Origin of the sequence: Brevundimonas basaltis, from assembly GCF_014202075.1 — a bacterium.
Classification (GTDB): domain Bacteria; phylum Pseudomonadota; class Alphaproteobacteria; order Caulobacterales; family Caulobacteraceae; genus Brevundimonas; species Brevundimonas basaltis.
The window spans coordinates 88,724-96,079 of record NZ_JACHFZ010000007.1 but is presented as its reverse complement, the minus strand read 5'-3'; the positions used below and the strand labels follow the sequence as shown (position 1 = coordinate 96,079).

Here is a 7,356-nt window from a genome sequence, read left to right as displayed (position 1 = left end):
TTCAGGACGCTCGATCACGAACCGGGAGCAAGGAAAACAACGGGTTGGGCGTTTTCGATAGGCGGATTGCACATTAACTTGCAGCGCAGCAATTGGCGTTTTCCTTCTCCCTCAAGGGGAGAAGGAAAGCGAGCGCCCATCCTCCGCCGCAGAAGGTCAGTGCACCGTCGAGGGGGCCTCGACAGACGTGCCGTCGGAGACGGGGGTGATGGGGACGGAGACGGACGGGCCGGCGTTGGGAAAGTTGCTCTCGTCGCGGTTGGGGGCGACGCCCTTCTCAAGCAGGTCCTTGATCTCCTGACCCGACAGGGTTTCGTATTCGAGCAGGGCCTGGGACAGTTTCTCGTGGTCCCCGGCCTTGTCGGTCAGAATCTTGCGGGCGGCCTCCCAGCCCTCGGTGACAAGGCGGCGAACCTCGACGTCGATGATGCGCGCCGTCTCCTCCGAGACGTTCTGGCTGCGGGCGACCGAATGGCCGAGGAAGACCTCTTCCTGGTTCTCGCCATAGGCCACGGTGCCGAGCTTTTCGGAGAAGCCCCAGCGGGTGACCATGGCGCGGGCCAGCTTTGTCGCCTGCTCAATGTCGGAGCTGGCGCCCGAGGTGATGTTCTCCTTGCCGAAGATCAGTTCCTCGGCGACGCGGCCGCCGGCCATGATGGCGATGCGGTCGATCATCTGCTGGTATTTCATCGAATAGCGGTCGCCCTCGGGCAACTGCATCACCATGCCGAGGGCCCGGCCGCGCGGCACGATGGTGGCCTTGTGGACGGGATCGGCCATCTTGACGTTCATGGCGACGATGGCGTGGCCGGCCTCGTGATAGGCGGTCAGCCGCTTCTCTTCCTCGTTCATGGCCATCGACTTGCGCTCGGCGCCCATCATGACCTTGTCCTTGGCGTCCTCGAAGTCGCGATGGGTGACCATGCGGCGGTCCTTGCGAGCCGCCATCAGCGCCGCCTCATTGACCAGGTTGGCGAGGTCGGCGCCGGAGAAGCCGGGGGTGCCGCGGGCGATGGTCTTGACGTTGACATCGGCGGCGAGGGGCACGTCCTTCATGTGCACGCGCAGGATCTTCTCGCGGCCGGCGACGTCGGGATTGGGCACGACGACCTGGCGGTCGAAGCGGCCGGGGCGCAGCAGGGCCGGATCGAGCACGTCGGGACGGTTGGTGGCGGCGATCAGGATGATGCCCTCGTTGGATTCGAAACCGTCCATCTCGACCAGCAGCTGGTTGAGGGTCTGCTCGCGCTCGTCATTGCCGCCGCCCAGACCGGCGCCGCGGTGACGGCCGACCGCGTCGATCTCGTCGATGAAGATGATGCACGGGGCGTTCTTCTTGGCCTGTTCGAACATGTCGCGGACGCGGCTGGCGCCGACGCCGACGAACATCTCGACGAAGTCCGAGCCGGAGATGGAGAAGAAGGGCACGCCCGCCTCCCCCGCCACGGCCCGGGCCAGCAGGGTCTTGCCGGTGCCGGGAGGGCCGACCAGCAAAGCCCCTTTCGGAATCTTGCCGCCGAGGCGCTGGAATTTGCCCGGGTCCTTGAGGAAGTCGACGACCTCCTGAAGCTCTTCCTTGGCCTCGTCGACGCCGGCGACGTCCTCGAAGGTCTTGCGACCCTTGTGCTCGGTCAGCAGCTTGGCCTTGGACTTGCCGAAGCCCATGGCCCCGCGCGCCCCGCCCTGCATCTGGCGCATGATCAGGATCCACAGGCCGATGATCAGGATGAAGGGCAACAGGGTGATCAGGGCGCCGACCCACATGCTCTGGCGGGTGCTCTTGACGTCGACGGCGGCGCCGGCGGCGTTGAGGCTCTCGATCAGGTCGCCGTTGGGCAGGGTGGTGACCACCGTGTGCAGGCTGTCGTCGGTCTTGGTGACGGTCAGGGTCTCGTTCTTGACCTCGACGGCCTTGATCTCGCGGGCGTCGCGCGCGGTCAGGAGCTGGGTGTAGGTCATCTCCTGCGGCTTGGCGGAATCCGCCTGCTGGCCGGGCGTGGCGATGGGGCCGCCGCGATTGACGGCCACATAGATGGCGAGCGCGCCCAGGATGACCGTGCCCCAGATGGCCAGATTGCGAAGGTTCATTCTCGTCTCGATCCCTGGAAGCGCGGCGCGCTCCCGTCTTCGGTGAAGTCAGCGCCAGAAAATAGGTGGTTCCGGGGCGTTGCGCCATGCGCGCGCGGCTCCAGTTCCGATTCATGCGTCATTCGGTCCAGCGCGAGGGCCAGTCTCTGTTCGACCAGCGAACGCGCCACGGCGACGGTTGCTGCAAGAACCGGGGCGGTTGCTTCGTTCCGGATCAGCACAGGCAGGGCGCCGCGGGCGGCGGGCGGCAGGCGGTTCAGCCGCGCCCGGTCGGCCTTCGACAGGGTGGACAAACGGCCGGCGGCGGGGACCACGGACCAGCCGGGCCCGGCGGCGGTGATCGCCCAGCGGCCGTCCCAGACGGCTTCCTCGCCGGGCGGCAGCGGCAGGGCCGGCGCCGAACGACGGGCGAATTCGCCGCACTCGCGGGTGACGAGGACGTGATCCGCGGCGGCCTCGACGCGCGCGCCGCAGAGGACGGCGGTGAAGGTCTCGCCGACGCGGAGATGGTTGAGCAGACGGTCGAGGCGGTCGCCGCGCGGGGGGCGGTCGCCGCCGCCGACGCAGACGAGGACGGCGGCGAGGGTGCGGGCGGAGATGACGCGGTCGATGCTGAATGATCCCTCTCCCATCGGGAGAGGGTCTGAGCACACGAGAGCGGAACGAGCGTCCTTCGGCGAAAGGGTGAGGGTCGAACCCCCAGGCGCGGCTTCGCCCGATGGGAGAAGGGACGCACGAGCTCGGGCCCGCGCGTATGTCTGATCGTCGTTGGCGGGGTCGTCGATCCAGTCCCTGCCCTGCCCCTTGAGCCAGTCGCGCAACTCGGCGCGGCCGACGTCGAGCATCGGGCGGAGCAGCATCAACCCCCTCCCCTCCGGCCAGGCCGGGGACGGCGACCAGTCGCGCAGTCGGCCGAGGCTGGCGCCTTCGGCGCGCATGAGTTCGGACTCAGCGATGTCGCCGGCGGTGTGGGCGAACAGGATCACCCGGGCCCCGGCGCCGCGCGCGGCCTCGGCGATCAGGCGGTGACGGGCGGCGCGGGCGGCCGCGGGCAGACCCGTGGCGGGCTTCGGCCCCGTCCACGACAGGGCGCGCCATTCGGCCCCGGCGGCGCGAGCGGCTTCCCCGGCGAAGGCGGTCCAGCGTGCGCTGTCGGGGCTGAGGGCATGGTCGACGGTCAGGGCCAGCAGGGGGCGGCCATGGTCGCGCGCCCAGCCGGCGGCGACCTGAAGCAGGGCGATCGAATCGCCGCCGCCGGACAAAGCCAGCGCCAGCGGACGGGCGCTGTCGGTCTCAAGCCGGGCGCTCAGCCGGGCGCGGACGCGATGGACCCAGTCCGGGACGGTCGGACTCAGCCGGCTCTCCGGGCCGGACAGGCGAAGCGGGTGCGCAGTTCGCCCGCGCGGGTCCGCAGGGCGGCGCTGCCGGCGGCGGCGTAGCGGCGGTCGAATTCGCCGAGCGCGGTGCACGCCTGGGTCTTGCGATCGGTGGCGTTCAGCGCCGTAGCCAGCTCCAGCACCGTGGCGCCGGCCCAGGGCGTGGTCGGCCAGCCGTCGAGGGCGGCGGCGTAAAAGGCCACCGCGCCCGCCTGATCGCCGGCCGAGACGCGCAGGTCGCCGAGCCGGGCGTTGGCCTCGCGGGCCTGGGGGGTCGCGGGCCAGGCCAGGGTCACGGTCTGCAGGGCGCGGTCGCCCATGGCCGGGTCGGACGCGGCCAGCCGGGCGGCGGCGGCGAGGTCGCGTGCGGCGTCGCCGGTCGGCGAGGTCGAGCTGATCGGGGCGTTGAGCGCCGTCTCGCGCTCCGCGGCGGCGGCGACGTCGCGGAGCCGGGTCTCGGCGGTGCGGACACGGGCCTCGAGGGCGGCGTTGTCGCGGGTGGTCTCGTCAAGCTGGAATGTCAGCCGCTCGAGATCGCCGTTGACGCGCTGCAAGGTGGCCTCGAGGTCGTTCAGGCGCCGGTCCATGATGGTGACACGACTGGTCAGGGCGATGACCTCGGGATCGGGCTCGACGATGACCGGCTGGCCGGCCGCGTTGCGCTGGGTCAGGGCCCGCTCGATGCGGCGGACGTTGCGGTCCAGCTGATCCAGCCGGCGCTTGTCCCACTGGATCGGCTCCATGGGCTGGGTCTGGGCCACGACCGCGGTCGTGCCGGCGATCAGGACGACGCCGACGGCGGTGACGAGGGCGTTTCGGGAACGGAGGGCGGAGGGCAGCTTGAGCATGGTTGATTTCGTCCCACCGATTTGAGGCCGCCGCAAGGCCGCGGCCCGGTCAGAAGAAAGGGGCGGCCGATGGACGACCGCCCCCCTCCAATATCACAGACGTCGCCGGTTCAGCGCGTGGCGCCGCTGACGATGGCGGTGTGGGCGTTGCGGTTGCGGGCCCAGGCTTCCTCGTTGGAGCCGGCCGCGATCGGGCGTTCCTTGCCGTAGCTGATGGTGTCGATGCGGGCGGCCGAGATGCCGCGGCTGACGAGGTAGGTGCGCACCGATTCGGCCCGGCGGGCGCCGAGGGCGAGGTTGTATTCACGGGTGCCGCGTTCGTCGGCGTTGCCCTCGATGCGCACGGTGACCTGCGGATAGCGCTGCAGCCACGCCACCTGGGCGTCGAGACGCGGATAGGCGTCGGTGCGGACCTCATAGCTGTCGAGGTCGAAATAGACGCGGTCGCCCACATTGACGACGAAGTCCTGCTCGGAGCCCGGCATGGCCGCGCCCATGTTGCCGCCGTCGACCGGACCGGTCGGCGCGGTCGGATACTGCGGGCCGGTGACCGGGCCGGGACCGCCGGCGGGACCGTCGACGGGGCGGCGCGGGGTGCAGGCGGCGATGGCCGTGACGGCCACGCCCACGGCGGCGAGACGGAGGAGGGTCGAGGTCTTCATCATGGCTAAACTCCGTAGGGTGAGAGGCCTCGGCCTCCAGCTTTGCTTTAAAACTCGGGTACTGTCGCGCCAGCGGTTTCGCCAGCCGCGATAACGCGGAATTGAGCGGAAAGGCTCCGCTTTGGTCAGGTCGGGCAGCTGTCGGGGCCGCCGCCGAGGTTCGTGGGCTGCTGGTCGAGAAGCGGCGACCAGGCCGGATCCGAGCCGCGGCCGTCATAGCCCGCCTGGCTGACCACGCGGCCGGACAGATCGACGGTCCACAGCCGTGTGTCGCCGCCCGGCGACTGGCGCGCGAACATGATGTAGCGGCCATTCGGGGCCCAGGAGGGACCCTCCTCGAAATAGCTGGACGACAGGATGCGCTCGCCGGTGCCGTCGGGCCGCATGACGCCAGTCGAGAAGCGACCGCCGCCCTGTTTGGTGAAGGCAATCAGGTCGCCGCGCGGGCTCCAGTTCGGGGCGGTGTAGATGCCGCCGCCGCGCGAGATCGGGCGCTGGCCCGAACCGTCGGCGCGCATGACGTAGAGCCGGGCCGAGCCGGACCGGTCGGAGGTGAAGACGATCTGGCTGTTGTCCGGGCTGAACGACGGCGAGGTGTCGATGCCCGGATCGTTGGTCAGGCGGCGCACCTGGCGGCTGGCCAGGTTCATGACATAGACGTCGGTGTTGCCGCCCCGGATGATCGAGAAGGCCATCATCGACCCGTCGTTCGAGAAGCGCGGGGCGAGCACCTGGCCGTCGAACTGGCCCAGCGATTCCGTGCGGCCGGTCGACAGGTTCTTGAGGTAGATGCGGCTGTAGTCCTTGCCGAGCGCGACGTAGGTGATCTCGTTGGGATCGTTCAGCGAGAAGCGCGGCGACATGATGATCTCCGCGCCGTCGGTCAGGTAGACGGGGTTGAAACCGTCCTGATCCGAGATGGCGAGGCGGGACAGGCGGTTCAGCTGGGTGCCGCTCTCGGACACGAACAACACGCGGCTGTCGAACAGGCCGCTTTCGCCGGTCATGCGCTGATAGACCACGTCGGCGATCTTGTGGCCGATACGGCGCCACTGCTCCGGCGTGGCGGTGAAGCGGTAGGAGGCCAGCTGGCACTGGCGGTAGGGGTCGTAGAGGCGGAAGCCGTAGTCGTTGCGGTTGTCCGGACGCGGCGTCACCGAGCCGTAGAGCACCGCCTGCGCTCCGATCGAGGTCCATTGCGGGAAGTTCGGGGCGTTGGCCAGGGTCAGGCCGGTCTCGACGAAGCTCGCCGGATCGAGCGGCTCGAAATAGCCCGAGCGGCGCAGGTTGGCGCGGATGACCGTCGACAGGTCCCGACCGTTCTGGCCGGAGAAGTCGGCGACGGCGATCTGGAACGGGCGAAGGTTGGCCTCGGTGATGTCATAGACCTGCTCCTGCCCGCCCGGCGTCTGCGGCCCGCCCTGCACCTGCGCGAACAGCGGAGTCGCGGCGGTGGTGACGCCGAGGACGGCGAGTAGCTTCAGGGCGATCAAGGGTCTCATCAGGTTCCGGTCCATTGATAGATCAGAGCGTCACAGAGAGTCGGGACAATGCGGCGACTTTCAGGCCCGCGCGCCCTGACGGCTACTGATTTGCGCATACCAGGTCCGCCCGGAACCTGAGGGTTATCGCCTGCTCCGTCCACCCCTCGGGGACGCGCAGCGGCTGGGCCGCCGCGATGGCGCGCCGCATGGTGTCCACGGCGCTTCGCCAGGCCGGGCCGCTGCCCTGATCCAGGAAGTTCGGGCCGTCGGTGATGCGGCCGTTCGCGCCGACGGTGATCCGCACCGGGACGATGAGGTCGCCCGCGCCGGGGATGTCGCACTGGAAATCCCAGCGATCCTGGATCTGACCGGCGATATTCTGGATTTGCGGGCCGGTGGCGCGCCCGGCCGTGCCCGCACCGCGCTCGCCGCTGGGCGGTCGTGGCGCCGACGGAGGGGCGTTCGGGCGTTTCGCCAGCTCCGACAGATTCAGCCCCTCCTCGCGCGGGGGCGTCGGCGGATTGGGCCGGGGCGGCGTGGGACGCGGCGGCGTCGGGCGCGGCGGCGTGGTCTTTTCCGGCGGACGCGGCGTGGAGGTCGGGGCGGGCCGCGGCGGCGGCGGCGCCGGTTGGGGCGGCGGGGGTTGGGGCGGCGCGGGCTCGGGCGGCGGCGGCTCGGCGACCTCGGCCGGCGAGTCGGCCGCCGGTTCGTCGGAGGGGGCGTCCGCCGGGCCGGCCGGGACGACCATTTCCGAGATGATCGACACCGGCACCGAGTTGACCAGCGGCGGGGGCGCGCGGTCGTCGGGGCTCAGGCTCAGGGCCAGCACCACGCCGCCGATCACCACGAGGTGAACGACGACGGATCCGATCAGGGCCGAACCGGGACGCTCCAAGGC

The 7,356-nt window shown here is 70.2% G+C and carries 6 protein-coding genes; all 6 read right to left on the bottom strand.

Annotation, left to right across the window (positions count from 1 at the left end):
* Positions 1 to 156: 156 nt before the first annotated feature.
* The 6 genes from ftsH to HNQ67_RS13485 all read right to left on the bottom strand — a co-directional run bounded on the left by ftsH (position 157) and on the right by HNQ67_RS13485 (position 7,353).
* On the bottom strand, positions 157 to 2,088 hold the full coding sequence (ftsH, locus tag HNQ67_RS13510) for an ATP-dependent zinc metalloprotease FtsH (protein WP_183256314.1): 1,932 nt from the start codon (positions 2,086 to 2,088) through the stop codon (positions 157 to 159).
* A complete protein-coding gene (gene tilS / locus HNQ67_RS13505) occupies positions 2,085 to 3,443 on the bottom strand; it encodes a tRNA lysidine(34) synthetase TilS (protein ID WP_425486351.1) in 1,359 nt (452 codons plus the stop codon). The genes ftsH and tilS overlap by 4 nt, the downstream gene beginning before the upstream one ends.
* Positions 3,440 to 4,312: a tol-pal system YbgF family protein gene (locus HNQ67_RS13500; protein ID WP_183256312.1), complete on the bottom strand. Its 873-nt coding sequence runs from the start codon at positions 4,310 to 4,312 to the stop codon at positions 3,440 to 3,442. The genes tilS and HNQ67_RS13500 overlap by 4 nt, the downstream gene beginning before the upstream one ends.
* Positions 4,313 to 4,422: 110 nt before the next feature.
* Positions 4,423 to 4,974 (bottom strand): peptidoglycan-associated lipoprotein Pal, encoded by a 552-nt coding sequence (pal, locus tag HNQ67_RS13495; RefSeq protein ID WP_183256329.1) that lies wholly within the window; start codon positions 4,972 to 4,974, stop codon positions 4,423 to 4,425.
* A 125-nt stretch (positions 4,975 to 5,099) separates the two neighbouring features.
* A complete protein-coding gene (gene tolB / locus HNQ67_RS13490) occupies positions 5,100 to 6,476 on the bottom strand; it encodes a Tol-Pal system beta propeller repeat protein TolB (RefSeq protein WP_183256310.1) in 1,377 nt (458 codons plus the stop codon).
* An 82-nt stretch (positions 6,477 to 6,558) separates the two neighbouring features.
* Positions 6,559 to 7,353, bottom strand: a complete 795-nt coding sequence (locus HNQ67_RS13485) for an energy transducer TonB (protein ID WP_183256308.1) — start codon at positions 7,351 to 7,353, stop codon at positions 6,559 to 6,561.
* Positions 7,354 to 7,356 lie beyond the last annotated feature (3 nt).